This window comes from Nocardia sp. FDAARGOS_372, from assembly GCF_002554515.1.
GTDB classification, from domain to species: Bacteria; Actinomycetota; Actinomycetes; order Mycobacteriales; family Mycobacteriaceae; genus Nocardia; species Nocardia farcinica.
In genome coordinates, this window is sequence record NZ_PDDW01000001.1 from 5245622 (window position 1) to 5262234 (window position 16613).

General features: G+C 70.0%; 16 protein-coding genes. 12 read left to right on the forward strand and 4 right to left on the reverse strand.

Annotation, left to right across the window (positions count from 1 at the left end; translation table 11 throughout):
• Positions 1 to 33 precede the first annotated feature (33 nt).
• Together CRM89_RS24650 and CRM89_RS24655 are read right to left on the reverse strand one after the other, a co-directional pair.
• Positions 34 to 1137 carry an acyl-CoA dehydrogenase family protein gene (locus tag CRM89_RS24650; protein ID WP_060593669.1) on the reverse strand — a complete coding sequence of 368 codons (1104 nt, stop codon included), beginning with the start codon at positions 1135 to 1137 and terminating at the stop codon, positions 34 to 36.
• Between the two features lie 37 nt (positions 1138 to 1174).
• Positions 1175 to 2368 carry an acyl-CoA dehydrogenase family protein gene (locus tag CRM89_RS24655; RefSeq protein ID WP_011207064.1) on the reverse strand — a complete coding sequence of 398 codons (1194 nt, stop codon included), beginning with the start codon at positions 2366 to 2368 and terminating at the stop codon, positions 1175 to 1177.
• Between the two features lie 155 nt (positions 2369 to 2523).
• On the opposite strand from CRM89_RS24655, the gene CRM89_RS24660 reads away from it, so the two are divergent.
• The 12 genes from CRM89_RS24660 (at position 2524) to CRM89_RS24715 (ending at position 14318) form a co-directional block, all read left to right on the forward strand.
• Complete coding sequence (locus CRM89_RS24660) at positions 2524 to 2712, forward strand: ferredoxin (RefSeq protein ID WP_011207065.1); 189 nt, start codon at positions 2524 to 2526, stop codon at positions 2710 to 2712.
• A 44-nt stretch (positions 2713 to 2756) separates the two neighbouring features.
• Positions 2757 to 3662: a 3-oxoacyl-ACP reductase gene (locus CRM89_RS24665; RefSeq protein WP_041559801.1), complete on the forward strand. Its 906-nt coding sequence runs from the start codon at positions 2757 to 2759 to the stop codon at positions 3660 to 3662.
• Between the two features lie 414 nt (positions 3663 to 4076).
• Complete coding sequence (locus tag CRM89_RS24670; RefSeq protein ID WP_041559802.1) at positions 4077 to 4841, forward strand: ABC transporter permease; 765 nt, start codon at positions 4077 to 4079, stop codon at positions 4839 to 4841.
• A gap of 4 nt (positions 4842 to 4845) precedes the next feature.
• Complete coding sequence (locus CRM89_RS24675; protein WP_060593668.1) at positions 4846 to 5697, forward strand: ABC transporter permease; 852 nt, start codon at positions 4846 to 4848, stop codon at positions 5695 to 5697.
• Between the two features lie 12 nt (positions 5698 to 5709).
• The gene (locus CRM89_RS24680) at positions 5710 to 6900 is read left to right on the forward strand and encodes an MCE family protein (RefSeq protein WP_060593667.1); all 1191 of its coding nucleotides are present in this window, start codon (positions 5710 to 5712) and stop codon (positions 6898 to 6900) included.
• A complete protein-coding gene (locus CRM89_RS24685) occupies positions 6897 to 7919 on the forward strand; it encodes an MCE family protein (RefSeq protein WP_011207070.1) in 1023 nt (340 codons plus the stop codon). The genes CRM89_RS24680 and CRM89_RS24685 overlap by 4 nt, the downstream gene beginning before the upstream one ends.
• Positions 7919 to 8983 (forward strand): MCE family protein, encoded by a 1065-nt coding sequence (locus CRM89_RS24690; RefSeq protein WP_011207071.1) that lies wholly within the window; start codon positions 7919 to 7921, stop codon positions 8981 to 8983. Before CRM89_RS24685 ends, CRM89_RS24690 begins: the two co-directional genes overlap by 1 nt.
• Positions 8980 to 10251, forward strand: coding sequence for an MCE family protein (locus CRM89_RS24695; protein WP_011207072.1), 1272 nt, complete (start codon positions 8980 to 8982; stop codon positions 10249 to 10251). The genes CRM89_RS24690 and CRM89_RS24695 overlap by 4 nt, the downstream gene beginning before the upstream one ends.
• Complete coding sequence (locus CRM89_RS24700) at positions 10248 to 11474, forward strand: MCE family protein (RefSeq protein ID WP_011207073.1); 1227 nt, start codon at positions 10248 to 10250, stop codon at positions 11472 to 11474. Before CRM89_RS24695 ends, CRM89_RS24700 begins: the two co-directional genes overlap by 4 nt.
• Positions 11471 to 12892 (forward strand): MCE family protein, encoded by a 1422-nt coding sequence (locus CRM89_RS24705; RefSeq protein ID WP_011207074.1) that lies wholly within the window; start codon positions 11471 to 11473, stop codon positions 12890 to 12892. Before CRM89_RS24700 ends, CRM89_RS24705 begins: the two co-directional genes overlap by 4 nt.
• Positions 12889 to 13833, forward strand: coding sequence for a hypothetical protein (locus CRM89_RS24710; protein WP_098086435.1), 945 nt, complete (start codon positions 12889 to 12891; stop codon positions 13831 to 13833). Before CRM89_RS24705 ends, CRM89_RS24710 begins: the two co-directional genes overlap by 4 nt.
• Complete coding sequence (locus CRM89_RS24715) at positions 13830 to 14318, forward strand: h domain protein (protein WP_098086436.1); 489 nt, start codon at positions 13830 to 13832, stop codon at positions 14316 to 14318. The genes CRM89_RS24710 and CRM89_RS24715 overlap by 4 nt, the downstream gene beginning before the upstream one ends.
• On the opposite strand, the gene CRM89_RS24720 is transcribed toward CRM89_RS24715, so the two are convergent.
• Positions 14305 to 15840 (reverse strand): HAMP domain-containing sensor histidine kinase, encoded by a 1536-nt coding sequence (locus tag CRM89_RS24720; RefSeq protein WP_305778356.1) that lies wholly within the window; start codon positions 15838 to 15840, stop codon positions 14305 to 14307. The genes CRM89_RS24715 and CRM89_RS24720 overlap by 14 nt on opposite strands.
• Complete coding sequence (locus tag CRM89_RS24725) at positions 15837 to 16556, reverse strand: response regulator transcription factor (RefSeq protein ID WP_011207078.1); 720 nt, start codon at positions 16554 to 16556, stop codon at positions 15837 to 15839. Before CRM89_RS24725 ends, CRM89_RS24720 begins: the two co-directional genes overlap by 4 nt.
• Positions 16557 to 16613 lie beyond the last annotated feature (57 nt).

A 16613-nucleotide genomic window follows, 5' to 3' on the forward strand; every position in this document is an offset into this window, starting at 1 on the left:
CCGAGCCGTGTGTGTGTGGGCGGAGCCGAGGGCTCAGGCCGGATCCGCCAGCAGCGCGCCCAACGCGCGCAGGTGATCGGTGGCCCCGCCGAGCGCGAACTCGTTGTGCTTGGCGGCGGTGAAGTAGTTGTGCACGATGTGGTCGCGGTCGATGCCGACCCCGCCGTGGATGTGCACGACGGTGTGCGCGACCCGATGCCCGGCGTCGGCGGCCCAGAACTTGGCGGTGTGCACGGCCTCGGCGGCGGACAGGCCCTCGGCCAGTCGCCATGCCGCCTGGGTGACGGCCAGCCGCAGACCCTGCACGTCGATGTAGGCGTCGGCCAGGCGCTGCGCGACGGCCTGGAAGCTGCCGATGGCCTTGCCGAACTGCTCGCGTTCGCGCGCGTATCCGGCCACCAGGTCCAGTGCCTGCTCCAGGGTGCCCAGCTGCTGGGCGGCCAGGCCGAACCAGGCGCGGGTGAGCAGCCAGTCCAGGATGTCGCCGCCCTCGGCGAGGGTGCCCACCAACTCCGCGGGGGTGTCGGCGAATTCGACGGCTGATTCGGCGCTGAAGTCGACCACCTCCTGCTGGCTGATCCGCACACCCGCGGCGGCCGGGTCGACCAGGAACACGCCGGTGGCGCCGGAGACGGTGGCGGGCACCAGGATGCGCGCGGCGCGGTCGGCGTAGGCGACGGTGGTCTTGGCGCCGGTCAGCCGCCAGGTGCCGTCGCGTTCCACGGCGACGGTCGCGGGGGCGGTGGGCTCGTAGTTGTGGTCCTCGGCCAGTGCGGCGGTGAGCACGACGCTGCCCGCCCCGGCCCGGCGCGCCCACTCCCGCTGCTCGGCCGAGCCGAAGCGCGCGAGCGCGCCCGCACCGACCACCACCGACCACAGGTAGGGGACCGCGGCCACCGACTTGCCCAGTTCGCGCAGTACCGCCGCCTGCTCCAGCGGGCCGAGGCCGCCACCGTCCACCTCCTCGGGCAGGGTGGCGGCGAGGATGCCGGTTTCGGCCAGCGCCGCCCACAGCGGTTCGTCGAACCGGCCCGCGGTGTCGAGTTCGCGCAACCGGTCCGCGGTGACCAGCTTGCCGCACACCTCGCCGGTCAGCGTGCCCAGATCGAGCTGGCCCTCGGTGGGAGTGAAGTCCATGGTGTCGTCTACCTTTCCGAGTCTCGGCGGGCGGCGGTCAGCGGGCGGCCGCGGGCTGGCGCAGCGCGGTCATGGCGATGATGTCGCGCTGGACCTCGTTGGTGCCGCCGCCGAAGGTCAGGATCAGGGCGGCGCGGTGCAGGCGTTCCAGCCGCCCGCGCAGTTCGGCGCCGACGGAGTCCTGGCGCAGGTAGGCCTGCGGCCCGAGCACCTCCATCAGCAGCCGGTAGGCCTCGGTGGCCAGTTCGGTGCCGTACACCTTGCAGGTGGAGGCGTCCCACGGGCGCGGGGCGGCCGCACCGCCCTGATCGGCGCGGCTGGCGATCTCCCAGTTCAGCAGCTTGAGGTACTCGACCTTGGCGTGCACCTTGGCCAGGTTCACCCGCACCCATTCCCGGTCGATGACCCGGCTGCCGTCGGCGGCCTTGGTGGTCCTGGCCCACTCCACGGTCTGCTGTAGGCCGGTCAGCAGCGACCCCGCCGAGGTCAGCGCGACCCGTTCGTGGTTGAGCTGGTTGGTGATCAGCGCCCAGCCGCCGTTCTCCTGCCCGACCAGCGAGCTCACCGGCACCCGCACGTCCTGGTAGTAGGTCGCGCTGGTGTCGGGGCCCGCCATGGTGTGCACCGGGGTCCAGGAGAAGCCCTCGGCGTCGGTGGGCACGATGAGCATGCTGATGCCCTTGTGCTTCTTGGCATTCGGGTCGGTGCGCACCGCCAGCCACACGTAGTCGGCGTAGGCGATGAGGCTGGTCCACATCTTCTGGCCGTTGATCACGTACTCGTCGCCGTCGCGGACCGCGGTGGTGCGCAGCGAGGCGAGATCGGTGCCCGCCCCCGGCTCGGAGTAGCCGATGGCGAAGTGCAGCTCACCGGCGGCGATCTTGGGCAGGAAGAAGCGTTTCTGCTCCTCGCTGCCGTAGTGCATGATCGTCGGTGCGACCGAGTTGATGGTCAGGAACGGCACCGGCGCGCCGGCGATGGCGGCCTCGTCGGTGAAGATCAGCTGATCCATGGTGGGGCGGTCCTGGCCGCCGAACTCCTTGGGCCAGCCCAGCGCCAGCCAGCCGTCGCGGCCCATCTCGCGCACGACCTCGCGGTAGACGTTGCCCTGGCCGTACTCGCCGGTGGTGGCACTGAGCGCGGCCCGGCGTTCCGGGGTGATCAGGCGCGCGAAGTAGTCGCGCAGCTCCGCGCGGAGCTCCTCTTGTTGCGGCGTGTACGCGATGCGCATGGCGTGACCTCGTGTCGTGGCGGCAGTCGATTGACCCGATGATTGCATATCGACTGAAACATGTTCCAGTATTGGAGGTGAATCCGGCCGATGCGTGCGTTCGCGCCCGCCTCGGCTTGTAGGCTGGCGTCCGAGTCGGGTGTAAAGGAGTTCTCATGAAGGTCAGCGTCGATCTCGACCAGTGCGAAGCGAACGGAATCTGCGTCGGATTCGCCCCCGACGTGTTCGAACTCGACGACGACGACCAGTTGCACATTCTCACCGACGAGGTGCCCGCCGATCGTCGCGCCGAAGTCGAGGACGCCGTGGCGCAATGCCCGAAGGCCGCGCTCAAACTTCTGTGAGCGATGCTTGCCGTTCTGTAGGAACACGTTCTAAAGTCGGCCCGGTGAGCGAAAGTAATCTGAGCTTGGCGGGCCGCGTGGCCCTGGTGACCGGCGCCGGTGCGGGGCTCGGCAAGGCCGAGGCGCTGGCGCTGGCCGCGGCGGGCGCCGCGGTGGTGGTCAACGACCTGGCCGAGAACGACGCGGTGGCCGAGACCATGGCCGAGATCCGTGCCCGCGGCGCCAAGGCCGAGTTCGTCGCGGGCAGCATCGCCGAGCGGGCCACCGCCGATGCGATGATCCGCACCGCGCAGGAATCGTTCGGCAGTGTCGACATCGTGGTCAACAACGCGGGCATCACCCGCGACCGGATGCTGTTCAACATGTCCGACGAGGAATTCGACGCCGTCGTGGCGGTGCACCTGCGCGGGCATTTCCTGCTGACGCGCAACGCCGCCGCCTACTGGCGGGCCAAGTCGAAGGAGGCGGGCGCGCCGGTCTACGGCCGGTTGATCAACACCTCCTCCGAGGCCGGGCTGCTCGGGCCGGAGGGGCAGGCCAACTACGGGGCGGCCAAGGCGGGCATCACCGCGCTGACCCTCTCGGCCGCGCGGGCGCTGAGCCGCTACGGCGTGCGCGCCAACGCGATCGCGCCGCGGGCGCGCACCGCGATGACGGCGGCCGTGTTCAGCGACGCGCCCGAGGGTGGGATCGATCCGCTCTCGCCGGACCATGTCGCGCGGTTGGTCGCCTACCTCGCCTCGCCGGCGGCGGAGGCGGTGAGCGGGCAGTTGTTCGTGGTCTACGGGCCGATGGTCGCCCTGATGGCGGCGCCGGTGGTCGAGCAGCGCTTCGACGCGGCCGGCGAAGCGTGGGACGCAACGGAACTGGCGAGCACGCTGAGCGGCTATTTCGCCGACCGGCCGGCGGGGCGGACGTTCTCGGCGTCCGCGCTGACCGAACTCGGCTGACCGAACTCGGCTGAGCGGATCGGCACCCGCGGCGAGGCGGCGGCGGATGGCCGCGGCGGGCGCTTCGGCCGGTCGGTGGAAACGCCGTCGGGCAGGCGCGCGGCGCCCGCTTCCGCGGGTGTGGGCGGCCGACGTTTCCGGCCGCAACTGATCGGATGTCCAATTGTTGATCATGGGTCCGGCACTTGGTAGACATGTGTGTCCGGCTATGTGTGGCGGCTCACAAAGCTACCGCGCATCAGCTTCTGACACGTGTTCCAAATTTGGCGGACGGGCATTAGAAAAAATGCAGGTAAAAAGTGGTCGAAAGCTCACAATTATCCTGTGAACATGTTCTAATCATGGTGGCGGTGCGGCCACGGCGGTTGGTCGTGCCGTGCGCAGTACGTGCTGAACGACCAAGGAGGATCGCGGATGAACGAGGTCCTTGCTGTCCCGTTACGGGCGGTCGGCGGGTTCTTCGAACTCTCCGCCGACGTCGCCCGGGCGAGCGTCCGCAGGCCCTTCCAAGCGCGTGAGTTCATCGATCAGTCCTGGTTCATCGCACGAGTCTCCATCGTGCCGACCCTGCTGGTCGCGATCCCGTTCACCGTGCTGGTGAGCTTCACGCTGAACATCCTGCTGCGTGAGATCGGCGCCGCCGATCTCAGCGGCGCGGGCGCCGCGTTCGGCGCCGTCACCCAGGTGGGTCCCATCGTCACGGTGCTGATCGTGGCGGGCGCGGGTGCCACCGCGATCTGCGCCGATCTCGGCGCCCGCACCATCCGCGAGGAGATCGACGCGATGCGGGTGCTCGGCATCAACCCGGTCCAGCGCCTGGTGGTGCCGCGCGTGCTCGCCTCGATGTTCGTCGCGCTCATGCTCAACAGCCTGGTGTGCACCATCGGCATCGTCGGCGGCTTCCTGTTCTCGGTGTACCTGCAGGACGTGAACCCCGGCGCCTTCGTCAACGGCATCACGCTGCTCACCCACCTGCCCGAGCTGATCATCTCCGAGGTGAAGGCGGGCTTGTTCGGGCTCATCGCCGGACTGGTGGCCTGCTATCTCGGGCTCAACGTCAAAGGCGGTCCCAAGAGTGTCGGTGATGCGGTGAACCAGACCGTCGTCTTCGCCTTCATGGCCCTGTTCGTGGTGAACGTCGTGGTCACCGCGGTCGGCATCAAGTTCACGGTGCGGTGACGCGATGGCCTTCGTGATCCAGTCCCGCTTCCCCCGGGCGGTGCGCCGGGTCCGGCGCATGTCGGATTCGCTCGACTCGGTGGGCAAGCACGCGGTGTTCTACGCCCAGGCGCTGGCCTCGATCCCCCGGGCACTGATGCACTACCGCACCGAGACCATCCGGCTGATCGCCGAGATCAGCATGGGCACCGGTGCGCTGGCGGTGATCGGCGGCACGGTGGTGATCGTCGGGTTCCTGACGCTGTTCTCCGGCGGCACCATCGCCGTGCAGGGCTACAGCTCGCTGGGCAACATCGGCGTCGAGGCGCTGACCGGCTTCTTCTCCGCCTTCCTCAACGTGCGCATCGCGGCGCCGGTGATCTCCGGCATCGGCCTGGCCGCGACCATCGGGGCGGGTTCGACCGCGCAACTGGGCGCGATGCGGGTCTCCGAGGAGATCGACGCGCTCGAGACGATGGCCATCCGGCCGGTGCCGTACCTCATCGGCACCAGGGTGCTGGCCGGAATGATCGCGATCGTGCCGCTGTACGCGCTGGCGGTGATCGCCTCGTTCTTCGCCGCGCGCTTCGCCACGGTGGTCATCTACGGGCAGTCGGCCGGCGTCTACGACCACTACTTCTCGACGTTCCTCATCCCCAGCGACATCCTGTGGTCCTTCGCGCAGGCGATCCTGATGGCGCTGGCGGTCATGATGATCCACACCTACTACGGCTATTTCGCCGCGGGTGGTCCGGTGGGCGTCGGGGTCGCGGTCGGTAACGCGGTGCGGGCCTCGCTGGTCGCGGTGGTCACCGTGACGCTGCTGATGTCGCTGGCCATCTACGGCACCTCCGGCAACTTCAACCTCTCCGGGTAGACGAGTAGGGACATGGCGGATTCCAAGCAGTTACGCGATGCGCTCGGCCTCAAACTGGCCGGGCTGGCGATGGTGCTCGCGCTGGTCGCGATCGTCGCGGTCGCGTTGACCATGTTCGTCGGCGGTTTCACCAGGACCGCGACGGTGCTGGTGCAGGCACCGCGCAGCGGTCTGGTGCTCGACCCCGACGCCAAGGTGAAGGTGCGTGGCGTGGAGATCGGCAAGGTCGCCGCGGTGCGCCAGGACGAGAACGGCGCCACGCTGGAGCTGGCACTCGACCCCGAGAAACTGAAGCTGGTGCCCGCCAACGCGGGCGTGGACATCAGGTCCACCACGGTGTTCGGCGCCAAGTACGTCAATTTCGTTGTGCCGCAGGTGCCGTCCTCGGATTCGCTGCGGCCCGGCGCGACCGTGGTCGCCGAGCAGGTCACCGTCGAGTTCAACACGCTGTTCCAGCACCTGTCCGATGTGCTGGCCAAACTCGAACCGCAGAAGCTCAACGCCACGCTGGCGGCGCTGGGCCAGGCATTGCAGGGCCGCGGCCAGACCCTGGGCACGCTGCTGGCCGATCTGGACGTGTACCTGCGCGAGATGAACCCCACCCTGCCGACGCTGCGCGAGGATCTGCGCGCGACCGCCGACGTGTCGCACCTGTACGCCGACACCGTCGGTGATCTACTGCGCACCGTGGACAACGCGGTGGTCACCAGCCAGACCCTCGTCGACGAACAGAGCAGCCTGGACGACATGCTCGCCAACCTCACCGGGCTGGCCGACACCACCGGGTCGGTGCTGCGGGAGAACGAGCAGAACCTCGGCACCGCACTGGATCTGCTGCGACCGACCACGGCACTGCTCGACGAATACGCGCCGGGCCTGAACTGCATGATCAACGCGGTCGCGAATCTGCTGCCGGTGGGCGAGGCGGTGTTCGGCGGCAACCAGCCCGGCGTCGCGATGAACACCAACTTCATGTTCGGCGCCGAGCCCTACACCTATCCCGACGACCTGCCGAAGGTGAACGCGACCGGCGGCCCGCGCTGCGAGGGCCTGGTCGACCGGGTACCGGGCAGCCATGCGAACTACGTCGTCACCGACACGAGCGAGGGCGGGCCGTACGTGCCGTCGATGGAGCTGAAGTTCAACGGACCCAAGGTGTTCCAGCTGCTGTTCGCCGGCCTGCCGGGGGTGAGCGCGCCGTGAGGAACACCGCGACCACGGTCAAGCTGGCCATCTTCACGCTGGTGATGACGCTGATCTTCGCCGGTCTCGCCGTCGTGTTCAGCCAGATGCGCTTCGCGCGGGAACACGGCTACCACGCGGTGTTCACCAGTTCCTCGGGCATCCTGCCCGGGGCGAAGGTGCGCATCGCCGGTGTGCCGGTCGGCTCGGTGACCTCGGTGGAGGTGGGCAAGGACTACCTGGCCCACGTCGAGTTCGACGTCGACCGCAAGTACCGGCTGCTCACCAGCACCCGGGCCCAGATCAAGTACGAGAACCTGGTCGGCGACCGCTACCTGGAACTGCTCGACGGGCCGGGCTCGGCCGACGTGCTGAAGGCGGGCGGCACCATTCCCAAGGAGCGCACCGCACCGGCCCTCGATCTGGACATGCTGCTCGGCGGGTTCAAACCGCTGCTGCGCGGTCTCGACCCCGGCCAGGTGAACGACCTGACCGAGGCGCTGTTGCAGGTGTTCCAGGGACAGGGCGGCACGCTGGTGTCGTTGCTCGACAGCGGCGGCTCCTTCGCCAAGACCCTCGGCGAGCGCGACGCGCTGATCGGCAGCGTGATCGACAACCTCAACACCGTGCTGGCCACCATCGACGAGCGCGGCGAGCAGTTCGACACCACCCTGACCGAACTGCAACGCCTGGTCAGCGGGCTGGCACAGGACCGCGACCCGATCGGTGCGGCGATCCCGCGGATCGCGGGCGCCACCGGTGACCTCACCGATCTGCTCGCCCAGGCCCGCCCCGATCTGCGCAACACCGTCGAGCAGACCGGCCGCCTGGCAACCAACCTGAACGCGGGCGAGGACACCATGCAGTGGGTCATCGAGCGGCTGCCCGAGACCTACCGCAAGCTCATCCGCATCGGCTCCTACGGCTCGTTCCTGGCCCTCTACGTCTGTGCCACGAACTTCATCATCGACGGACCCGACGGCAAACCGTTGCTGGTGAACATGCCCGGCGGCCAGGACACGGGAAGGTGTGCGTTCTGATGAACGAGCAGCGATCTCCCGCCGTGACCATCGGCATCGTCGGCATCGTCGTCGCGGTCGCCGTCGCTCTGTCGGCCCTGCAGTTCGACCGGTTGCCGTTCATCCGGGCGGGCGCGGCCTACACCGCCTACTTCGCGGACGCGGGCGGGCTGGTGCCCGGCGACAACGTGCAGGTGGCCGGGGTGCGTTCGGGACGCGTCGACGAGGTGGAGCTGGCCGGCGACAAGGTGCTGGTGCGCTTCACCCTCGACGAGTCGATCGTGTTGGGCGACAAGACGTCCGCAGCGATCAAGACCAACACCGTGCTCGGGCGCAAGTCGCTCGAGGTGGTGCCCGCCGGGGCAGGGGCGCTGCGCCGCGCGGACACCATCCCGCTCGAGCGCACCACCTCGCCGTACTCGCTCAACGACGCGCTCGGCGAGCTGGCCACCACGGTGGACGGGCTGGACATGGACAAGGTCGACCAGACACTGGATGCGCTCTCGGCCACCTTCGCCGACACCCCCGCGCCGCTGCGCGCGGCGCTCGACGGGGTCACCGAGCTCTCCCGCACGATCAACAGCCGCGACCAGGCGCTCTCGCAGCTGCTGGAGCGGGCGCAGAACGTCACCAAGATCCTGTCCGACCGCAGCGCGCAGATCAACGCGCTGCTGCTGGACGGCAACCAACTGCTCGGCGAACTGGACGCCCGCCGCACCGCGATCGGGCAGCTCATCGTGCACGTCAACGGGCTGGCGCAGCAGCTGCGCGGGCTGGTCGCCGACAACGAGGCGCAGCTGCAACCCGCCCTGGACCGGCTGAACTCGGTGCTGGACGTGTTACAGCGCAACCGGCAGAACATCACCGAAGCGCTCGACGGGCTCGGGCCGTTCGCGGCCGCGCTCGGTGAGCAGGTGGGCAACGGCCCGTGGTTCAACGCCTACGTCGTCAACGCCACCAGCGTCGGTCTGCAGCCCCTCGTCGACGCCCTGGTCTGGCCGGAGCATCTGCCCGCCGACCTGCGCAACTTCTTCTTGAACCCGCCGCCCTCGATCGAGCCGGCCGTGCAGGAGCCGCCCCGATGAACAGCTCGAAGATCTTCCGCAAACCGCCGCGCTGGGTGTTGCTGCTCGCGGGCGCCGTGGTGGTGGCGCTCGTCGCCGCGGGCGCCTATCAGGGCATCACCCGCCTGGGCACCACCACGGTCACCGCCTACTTCCCGTCCACCAACGGCCTCTACGCCGGCGACGACGTGCGGGTGCTCGGCGTCAAGGTGGGCCGCATCGACAAGGTCGAGCCGGGCCACGAGCGGGTGAAGGTGACGATGACGGTCGACCGCGGCGTCGACCTGCCCGCCGACGCCCGCGCGGTGATCGTCTCGCCCTCGCTGGTGACCGCCCGCTTCATCCAGCTCGCCCCGGCCTACACCGGTGGGGAGAAGCTCGGCGACGGCGACGAGATCCCGATCGAGCGCACCGCGGTGCCGGTCGAATGGGACGACATCAAGGCCGAGCTGTCCAAGCTGGCCACCACCCTGGGCCCGGTCGGCGACGACCAGCAGGGCTCGTTCGGCCGGTTCGTCGACACCGCGGCGGAGAACCTCGACGGCAACGGCGAGCGCATGCGCGAAACGCTGCGCGAACTGTCGGCCACGTTGAACACGCTCTCCGACGGCCGCACCGACCTGTTCGGCACCATTCGCAACCTGCAGCAGTTCGTCGAGGTGCTCTCGGCGAGCAACGAACAGATCGTGCAGTTCGGCGGCAGGCTGGCCTCGGTGTCGTCGGTGCTGGCCGGGGTCTCGGAGGATCTCGGCGCGGGCCTGGACAACCTGGACCTGGCCGTGGCCGACGTGCAGCGCTTCCTCGACAGCAGCGGCGCCGAGCTCACCGAGAGCACCCAGCGCCTGGCCGAGGTCACCCAGATCCTGGTCGACAAGCGGCCCGAGGTGGAGCGCGTGCTGCACTCCGGGCCGACCGCGCTGGTGAACTTCTACCAGCTCTACAAGCCCGCGCAGGGCACGCTCACCGGCGCCGTCGCCCTGAACAACACCGCCGACCCGCTGAGCTTCCTGTGCGGTTCGGTGCGCGCGCTGGAGGAGAACGACTCCGACCGCAGCGCCGACCTGTGCGCGACCTACCTGGCCCCGGTAATCGACTCGCTGGCGATGAACTACGCGCCGATCATGCTCAACCCGGCCACCGGCGTGCAGGCCTTCCCGAACCAGCTGACCTTCAGCCCACCGAGCCTGGCGAACGAGGTGCCCGACGAGGTGAAGAACCCGCGGCCCGTCCCGGCGGTCACGGTGCCCAACGGCCTGGCCGGGCTGGCGATTCCGGGAGGTGGACGATGAGACGCGCGCGTCGCACCGCGACGGTTCTGGCGCTGGGCGTGTCGCTGACCCTCGGCCTCACCGCCTGCGAATGGGACGGCCTGAACTCGCTGCCCATGCCCGGCGCCGAGGGCACCGGCGAGGGCGCCTATCAGATCCGGATCCAGATGCCGAATGTCACCACGCTGACCGCGAATTCGCCGGTCCGGGTGGACGACGTCGACGTGGGCTCGGTAACCGACATCGAGGTGCAGGACTGGCACGCCCTGGTGACCGTCTCGCTCAACCGGGACGTGCGCCTGCCCGCCAACGCCATCGCCAAGATCGGCCAGACCAGCTTGCTCGGTTCCAACCACGTCGAGCTGAGCCCGCCGACCGACGTCGTCCCCGAAGGGCAGCTGCGGCCGGGTGACGTCATCCCGCTGGACCGGGCCGGCGCCTACCCGACCACCGAGGAAGTGCTGTCCTCGCTGTCGGTGGTGCTCAACGGCGGCGGCATCGCGCAACTCGAGACCATCACCAAGGAGCTCAACGCCGCGCTGACCGGCCGCGAGGACGCCATCCGGGACCTGCTGCCGCAGCTGAACGAGCTGACCACGAACCTGCGCGACCAGACCGGCGACATCATCGCCGCGATGGAGGGCCTGGACCGGTTCGGCGGCCAACTCGCCCAGCAGCGCACCGTGCTCGAGACCGCGCTCGACGGGATCCACCCGGCGCTGACCGTGCTGGCCGACCGCCGCGAGAACATCACCCGCGCCATCACCGCGCTGGGCGAGCTCAGCGACGTCACCCAGCGGGTCATCGACACCAGCGGGGAGAACCTGAAGGCGAACCTGGCCAGCCTCGGCCCGGTGCTGCAACAGCTGGCCGACACCGGCAACAATCTCACCGAGTCGCTGAAGATCCTGCTGACCTTCCCGTTCCCGATGAAGAACCTGGACAACGCGATCAAGGGCGACTACCTCAACCTGTTCATGACCGTCGACATGACCGGCAAGCGGCTGGACACCAACTGGCTGACCGGCACCCCGCTGGGCGGGCGCTTCGGCGGCGTGGAGGGCATCGTCGGCAGCTTCGCCCCGACCACGGCCAGCGACACCGGCAACCCGGCCACCGGCCCGATCGCCGGGCCGACACCCACCCCGTCGCCGACGCCGACCATCCCGGGCCTGCCGCCGATTCCCGGTCTGCCCGCCATCCCCGGGCTCACCGTTCCGCTCGAGGGGGGACAGGGCCGATGAAGCTGACCCGATTCGTCCGCATCCAGCTCGCGATCTTCGCGGTGCTGACGGTCGTCGGCCTGACCGTCATGGCGGGCACCTACGTGCAGCTGCCCGCCATGTTCGGCATCGGGCGCTACGAGGTGACCGTGGAGCTGGCCGCGACCGGCGGGCTGTACGAGCACGCCAACGTCGCCTATCGCGGCACCAATGTCGGCCGGGTGCAAGAGGTTCGGCTCACCCCGGACGGGGTGGCGGCGAAGCTGTCCATCGACTCCAGCCAGAAGATCCCCGCCGACGTCGACGCCTGGGTGCGCAGCGTCTCGGCGATCGGCGAGCAGTACGTCGACCTGATCCCGCCCGAGCAGCCCGGCCGCGGCAACCTCGCCGACGGCGCGGTCATCCCGGTGGAGCGCACCAAGCTGCCGCAGGACGTGGGCACCCTGCTCGACCAGACCGACCGGCTGCTGTCCAGCGTCGCCGACACCCGGCTGCGCCAGGTGATCGACGAGGCGTTCAAGGCGTTCAACGGTGCGGGCCCGGACCTGCAGCGGTTCATCGACTCGGCCTCGCTGCTGGTGCAGGAGGCGCAGAACAGCACCGAGCCGACCAAGAAGCTGATCGAGCAGATCGGGCCGTTGCTGGACACCCAGGTGCGTTCGGATTCGGCCATCCGCTCGTGGACGGCGGATCTGGCGACGGTGACCGATCAGCTGCGCGCGCACGACCCGGCACTGCGCAACCTGCTGCGCGACAGCCCGGCCGCCATGCAGCGGGTCACCCAGCAGTTCAACGAACTGCAACCGACGCTGCCGATCCTGCTGTCGAATCTGGTGAGCATGGGTCAGGTCTCGACGATCTACCACGCGGGCATCGAGCAGATCCTGGTCGTCTACCCGCCGCTGGTCGCGGCGCTGATGACCGCGATCCGCGGCCCGCTGGAGTACGGCGTGCTCGTCGACTTCATGACGACGGTGCACGATCCGCCGGCCTGCACCACCGGCTTCCTGCCGCCCGACCAGCGGCGCTCGCCGAGCGACACCACGTTCGTCGAGACCCCGCCCGGCCTGTACTGCAAGATCCCGCAGGACTCGCCGATCGAGGTGCGCGGCATCCGCAACACGCCGTGCATGGAGTTCCCCGGCGTCCGGGCGCCCACGCCCGAGCTGTGCCGCACGGGGTATGTGCCCGAGGGCGACAACCCGCCGTTCGGTCCGCCCAACCCGGTCGCGCCCGCCGGCGGGCCCGGCACCACCGAGTCGACCGAGGTCGCACCCGCCGCGTACACCGCGCCGGCCGCCGCTCGGTCCTATGATCCGTCGACCGGTGTCTACATCGGCACCGACGGCCGCACCTACCGGCAAGGCGATGTCGGCCCCGGCGGTTCCGGGACGGTACCGGCGAGCTGGCAGGCGATGCTCGAGGAGCAGCAACGATGAGCGACAGCAACGATCAGTCCCGCCGCACGCGCCGCAAGGCGGTCCGCTCGGCCGGTCCACCGGTGGGGGAGCCGGGCGAGGCCCCGGTCACCGAGGCGGCCGCGCCGGGCGAGGGCGCGGGTAGGGCCGAAGTCACGGGTAGAGCCGAGGCGTCGAGTAAGACCGATGCCGCGGGTTCGACCGAGGCTGCGGGTTCGACGGAGGCTGCCGGTTCGACCGAGGCCGTGGGGCAGAGCGAGGCCGCGGGGGAGGCCGAGGCCGCGGAGGCGGTGTCGGCGAAGGACGGCACGCAGCACACGGCGAAGACCAGCCTGGCCAAGTCCGGTCTGTCGAAGTCCGGCCCGTCGAAGTCCGGCCCGTCGAAAGCCGGTCTGTCGAAGGACGGGCCGGACGAGCAGCCCGCCGACGGCGCGGCCGACGACGCTGCCACCGCCGAGCAGACCGACCGCCGTACCGGGACCGGCCGCAGGATCTTCCTCGCGGCCGCCGCGGTGGTGCTGCTCGCCGCGCTGATCACCGGCGCGGTGTTCTCGGTGGTGACGGTCCGCGACATCGACCAGCGCGCCGAGCGCCGCACCGAATACGTGCAGACCGCCAGGCAGGCGATCCTGAACCTCACCACCATCCGCGCCGACTCCGCCAAGGAGGACATCGACCGGATCCTGTCGCTGGCCTCGGGGCAGTTCAAGACCGAGTTCGACGGCCGGGTGGATCCGTTCCTGAGCATCGTGCAGCAGGCCAAGGTCGTCTCCAACGGCGAGATCGTGGAGGCCGCGCTGGAGAGCGACGACGACGACTCGGCGAAGGTGCTCGTCGCCGCCAAGCAGACCCTGACCAATGCGGGCCAGGCCGAGCCGCAGACCAGGTACTACCGGTTCCGGGTCACCGTGACCCGCTCGGACGCCGGCCTCACCGCCTCGAATGTGGAGTTCGTGCCATGAAGCGCACCGACCGACTGATCGCCTCCTTCCTCGCCGGTGCGGTGGTGTTGACCGCGCTGATCGTGATCGGCTTCGGCGGGTGGCGCCATTGGAGTGCCGAACAGGACGAAAAGGCCAGGGAGCAAGCGCTCACCGCCGCCGACCGCGCCGTCTCGGCGATGTTCACCTACGACCACACCACCGTCGACACCGAACTGCCCAAGGCGGCCGACAACCTCTCGCCCAGCTTCCGGGAGGACTACCTGAAGCTCATCACCGCCGCCATCGCCCCCGGCGCCAAGGAGAAACAGCTCACCGTCAAGGCCACCACCCAGGCCGCGGGCATCGTCTCCGCCGACCGCGACAACGCCGTGGTGATGCTGTTCCTCAACCAGGTCACCACCAGCAGCGACAGTCCGCAGGGCACCACCACCGGCAGCCGGGTGCGGGTGAACCTGAACAAGGACGGCGACCGCTGGCTGGTCGACGCCGTCACGCCGATCTGACGTTCCCGGCCGCGCCCCGGTGCGGGGCACGGCGGTCCGCTCGCGGCAGCCGCACGGTGAACGTCGCGCCCGCGCCGGGGGCACTGTCCACCGACACGCTGCCGCCGTGCGCCACCACCAGCGCCTGCACGATCGACAGCCCGAGCCCCGACCCGCCGCTGGCCCGCGCCCGGGAGACGTCGGTGCGATAGAAGCGCTCGAACACCCGCTCGGCGGCCTCCGGCGTGAGCCCGGGGCCGGTGTCGGCGACCGCCAGGATCACCTCGTCGGGCTCCGGGGTGAGCCGGACGGTCACCGCGGCGTCCGGTGGTGTGTGCGTCAGCGCGTTGTTGAGCAGATTCGCCAGCACCTGCCGCAGCCGGTCCTCGTCGCCGGGCACCTCGAGGGTGCCCGTGCCCGCCTGGACGTCGAGTTCGATCCGGCGCCGGGGGCCGGCCGGGTCCGCCGCCGCGGCCACCGCGCGGGCGTTGTGCACCGCGTCGCCCGCGACCGTCAGCAGATCCACGGTGCCGATCTCGAGCGGGCGTTGCGCGTCCAGGCGCGCCAGCATGAGCAGATCCTCCACCAGCAGGCCCATCCGCCGCGCCTCGTGCTCGATGCGGTCCATGAACATCGCGGGATCGGTGGTGGCGCCCTGCCGGTACAGCTCGGCGAAGCCGCGGATCGTCGTCAGCGGGGTGCGCAGTTCGTGGCTGGCGTCGGCGACGAAGCGGCGCATCCTGGCCTCCGATTCCCGCGCCGCCGCCTCCGAGGCCTCCGTCGCGGCGAAGGCCGACTGGATCTGGGCCAGCATCCCGTTCAGCGAGCGGGAGAGCCGGTCCACCTCGGTGTTGGTGCCGCGCACCGGGACACGGCGGAACAGATCGCCGCGCGCGATGGCGGCGGCGATGTTCTCCACCCGCCGCAGCGGGCGCAGACTGCGCCGGATCACGAAATAGGCGGCCAGCGCCAACACCGCCAGCACCGCCAGTCCCACCACCACTTGCAGCATCACCAGCCGCTGCACGGTCTCCTCGTTCTGCGTCATCGGCAGCGCGATCGTGGTGCGGTCGTCGCCGCTGACGACGGTGAGCACCCGCCAGCGCACCGGCGCGTCACCCACCGAGTCGACGGTCACCGGTTCACCCACGGGCGTGTCGGACAGGTCGGGTGCGGCGTCCACGTTGAACGGCCGCAGCACGAGCGTGCCGGTGCCCGAGGTGCTTTCGCTGACGATGTAGAACGGGCTCGGCGGGGTGCGTGGATCGGTGGCAGGCGGCGGCACCGTCGGGCGCACCCGTGGGCGCGTCATCACCGCGTCGCGCAACTGCTGATCGGTGCGGGCCAGCAGTGACTTCTCCAGCGCCGAGGTGACCACCGTGCCGGAGACCAGCAGGCCGAGCCCGGCGAACACCACCAGCGCGAGCACCAGGGTCACCCGCAACGGCACGGCGCCGAGCCGGTGGCCGATCCACTCGCGCGCCTGCCGCAACCGGCCCGGCGCGGTGCGGGCGGCGTCCCGGCTCGGTCGCCCCGTGCTCACCGGCCCGGCGCCCGCATCACGTAGCCGACGCCGCGCAGGGTGTGGATCAGCCTGCGCTCACCGGTGTCCACCTTCTTGCGCAGATACGACACGTAGGTCTCCACCACGCCGACTTCGCCGCCGAAGTCGTAGCGCCACACGTGATCCAAGATCCGCGGCTTGCTCAGCACCGTGCCCGCGTTCACCATGAAGTACCGCAACAGGGTGAACTCGGTGGGCGACAACGACACCGGCACACCGGCTTTCCACACCTCGTGGGTGTCGTCGTCGAGTTCGATGTCCTCGAACCGGATCCGCGAACTCTCCCGCACCGGCGCGCCGTGCCCGGCCCGGCGCAGCACCACCCGCAGCCGCGCCACCACCTCCTCGAGGCTGAACGGCTTGGTGATGTAGTCGTCGGCGCCCAGCGTCAGCCCGGCCACCTTGTCCTGCACGTCGTCGCGGGCGGTGAGGAACAGCACCGGCGCGTCGATGCCGTCGGCGCGCAGCCGCGGCAGCAGGCCGAACCCGTCGATGCCGGGCATCATCACGTCCACGATCATCGCCTGCGGGCGGAACGAGCGCGCCTTGTCCAGCGCTTGCGCGCCGTCGACCGCCGTCTCCACCTCGAAGCCCTGGAAGCGCAGGCTCACCGAGAGCAGCTCGACGATCATCGGCTCGTCGTCGACGACGAGGACGCGCGCCTCGGGCGGCGCGGCAGCGGGCACACCGGTCATGCACCCATCCTGCGCCGCCCGGCTGGGACCGCGCTGGACGGTCCCTGGGAACTCGCT

What these genes read in the sequence shown, in the direction of transcription:
- CRM89_RS24650 (WP_060593669.1), bottom strand. Translation starts at nt 1,137, where the DNA reads ATGGACTTCACTCCCACCGAGGGCCAGCTCGATCTGGGCACGCTGACC.
- CRM89_RS24655 (WP_011207064.1), bottom strand. Translation starts at nt 2,368, where the DNA reads ATGCGCATCGCGTACACGCCGCAACAAGAGGAGCTCCGCGCGGAGCTG.
- CRM89_RS24660 (WP_011207065.1), top strand. Translation starts at nt 2,524, where the DNA reads ATGAAGGTCAGCGTCGATCTCGACCAGTGCGAAGCGAACGGAATCTGC.
- CRM89_RS24670 (WP_041559802.1), top strand. Translation starts at nt 4,077, where the DNA reads ATGAACGAGGTCCTTGCTGTCCCGTTACGGGCGGTCGGCGGGTTCTTC.
- CRM89_RS24675 (WP_060593668.1), top strand. Translation starts at nt 4,846, where the DNA reads ATGGCCTTCGTGATCCAGTCCCGCTTCCCCCGGGCGGTGCGCCGGGTC.
- CRM89_RS24680 (WP_060593667.1), top strand. Translation starts at nt 5,710, where the DNA reads ATGGCGGATTCCAAGCAGTTACGCGATGCGCTCGGCCTCAAACTGGCC.
- CRM89_RS24690 (WP_011207071.1), top strand. Translation starts at nt 7,919, where the DNA reads ATGAACGAGCAGCGATCTCCCGCCGTGACCATCGGCATCGTCGGCATC.
- CRM89_RS24695 (WP_011207072.1), top strand. Translation starts at nt 8,980, where the DNA reads ATGAACAGCTCGAAGATCTTCCGCAAACCGCCGCGCTGGGTGTTGCTG.
- CRM89_RS24700 (WP_011207073.1), top strand. Translation starts at nt 10,248, where the DNA reads ATGAGACGCGCGCGTCGCACCGCGACGGTTCTGGCGCTGGGCGTGTCG.
- CRM89_RS24705 (WP_011207074.1), top strand. Translation starts at nt 11,471, where the DNA reads ATGAAGCTGACCCGATTCGTCCGCATCCAGCTCGCGATCTTCGCGGTG.
- CRM89_RS24710 (WP_098086435.1), top strand. Translation starts at nt 12,889, where the DNA reads ATGAGCGACAGCAACGATCAGTCCCGCCGCACGCGCCGCAAGGCGGTC.
- CRM89_RS24715 (WP_098086436.1), top strand. Translation starts at nt 13,830, where the DNA reads ATGAAGCGCACCGACCGACTGATCGCCTCCTTCCTCGCCGGTGCGGTG.
- CRM89_RS24725 (WP_011207078.1), bottom strand. Translation starts at nt 16,556, where the DNA reads ATGACCGGTGTGCCCGCTGCCGCGCCGCCCGAGGCGCGCGTCCTCGTC.